This is a genomic window from Acinetobacter sp. TUM15064 (genome assembly GCF_008980265.1).
Lineage (GTDB): Bacteria > Pseudomonadota > Gammaproteobacteria > Pseudomonadales > Moraxellaceae > Acinetobacter.
Window position 1 is genome coordinate 1 of sequence record NZ_BKFU01000133.1, and the last position, 1,966, is coordinate 1,966.

Below are 1,966 nucleotides of genomic sequence, written 5' to 3' on the forward strand. Positions count from 1 at the left end.
GACTTCAATACCTTTAATTGTGGCATAAGCCGTCTTCATAGATTTGAATCCTAATGTGGCCCTGATGATCCGCTTTAACTTACCATGATCACATTCAATCACGTTATTTTTATACTTAATCTGCCTGTGCTCAATATCTACTGGACATTTTCCTTCTCGCTTTAACCGTGATAAAGCATGGCCATAGGTCGCTGCTTTATCTGTATTGATGACCCGTGGAATTTGCCATTTTTTCACCGTATTGAAGATCTTTCCTAAAAAACAATAGGCTGATTTACTGTTCCGTCTAGCGGAAAGGTAAAAGTCAATCGTATGACCCCGTTGATCAACTGCACGATACAGGTAAGTCCATCGCCCCTTCACTTTGATATAAGTCTCATCCATATGCCATGAATGTAAATCTGTAGGATTACGCCAATACCAGCGTAAGCGTTTTTCCATTTCTGGAGCATAACGCTGAACCCAACGATAAATTGTGGTGTGGTCAACATTCACACCTCGTTCAGCGAGCATTTCTTGAAGTTCACGATAGCTGATGCCATATTTACAATACCAACGAACAGCCCAAAGAATGATTTCACCTTGAAAGTGCCGACCATGGAAGGGATTCATCTGCTGTATCTCGAAATAAATAAGATATTTAGCTTATCATGTCAGCCTATTTGCAACAGTGCCGGTTGAAGATGGAAACTTTGGAGATACTGAACCAGTCGGTGAAGGTGTCTCTGAATTACGTTTCTTCTTTGGACCTGGCTACAGGATCTATTACTGTAAGCAAGGGCAAAGGGTCGTTATTCTTTTAGCAGGCGGAGACAAGTCTACGCAAAGTAAAGATATAAAACTTGCCCTACAACTAGCACAAGATTTAGAGGAGGAGCTGTAAATGGCTATCAAACTTCGTAAATGGGACAGTGCTGAACATCTTAAAACAGAAGAAGATATGCAAGCTTACCTACAAGCCTGTATAGATGAATCTAATGGTGATGCGGCATTCATTGCAAAAGCTTTAGGTAATATTGCTAAAGCTAAAGGAATGGCTCAATTATCAAGAGACACAGGTTTAGGCCGAGAAAGTCTTTATAAAGCACTTTCTGGCGATGTAAATCCAAGCTTTGATACTGTTATTAAAGTGGTAAAAGCGCTGAATTTACGCTTAGCAATTTAAAAAAAACTAGTAAAAAAGGGAGCTTAAAGCTCCCTTTTTTAACTTCATATAACGTGTATTATGTTAATTTTAGGAAATCTTAGTCTTTAGCTAACATAATCTTCAGTTGATATTACTTGAGCATATGCAAATTCAAAAGCGGCCATTAATGTTGCATGGACATGACCAGCAGGTACTTTAACGCCATTAAATTCCAAGTCTAGTGTTGCACAAGCATCATGTATCACTTTTACCTTATAACCCAAATCAGAAGCAGCACGAACAGCAGCATCAACACACATATGCGTCATAGCACCAATCACGACTAACTCAGTCACTTGATTGCTATCTAAAATTTCTTTGAGATTCGTTTTTAAGAACGCATTGATGTGATTTTTAATGATTACAGCTTCATCTTCTTGCGGCTTAACTGTGTCCTGAAATTCAATACTATTTGAGCTAGGTTCAAATATAGGAGATTCAGCATCAGCAATATGTTGCACATGAATCACTTGAGTACCCAGTTGACGGGCTTTCGCAATTACTTTCACTGCATTAGCAGCAGCTTGTTCAATATTTACCAATGGTAATTTACCTGTAGGTAGATATTCATTTTGTAAGTCGATAACTAATAAAGCTGATTTTGACATACCTATTCCTTTACTTAACTAATATTTGTTTTGTTCTACTTATGTTTGGCTTTGTTGCACAAAGCTATTCTTGAAGGCTTCTTCAGTAATATAATTTCCAGATGAAGAAGCCTACACCTAAAATCTATCGTACAACCAATTGGTCCTCGTATAACCAAGCTTTAATCAAGCG

At 38.1% G+C, this 1,966-nt stretch carries 3 protein-coding genes and 1 pseudogene; 2 read left to right on the plus strand and 2 right to left on the minus strand.

The window, feature by feature from the left end; genetic code table 11:
• The coding region (locus tag GBI16_RS17970) for an IS6-like element IS1008 family transposase (protein ID WP_002048066.1) at nucleotides 1-612 on the minus strand (612 nt) is incomplete at its 3' end.
• Between the two features lie 64 nt (nucleotides 613-676).
• On the opposite strand from GBI16_RS17970, the pseudogene GBI16_RS17975 reads away from it, so the two are divergent.
• A pseudogene (locus GBI16_RS17975) lies at nucleotides 677-883 on the plus strand (type II toxin-antitoxin system RelE/ParE family toxin); the annotation flags it as partial.
• On the plus strand, nucleotides 884-1,165 hold the full coding sequence (locus GBI16_RS17980; RefSeq protein WP_000985610.1) for an addiction module antidote protein: 282 nt from the start codon (nucleotides 884-886) through the stop codon (nucleotides 1,163-1,165). It begins immediately after the preceding pseudogene.
• Between the two features lie 86 nt (nucleotides 1,166-1,251).
• Here GBI16_RS17980 and GBI16_RS17985 read toward each other — a convergent pair whose 3' ends face one another.
• Nucleotides 1,252-1,794 (minus strand): cysteine hydrolase family protein, encoded by a 543-nt coding sequence (locus tag GBI16_RS17985; protein ID WP_151707603.1) that lies wholly within the window; start codon nucleotides 1,792-1,794, stop codon nucleotides 1,252-1,254.
• Nucleotides 1,795-1,966 lie beyond the last annotated feature (172 nt).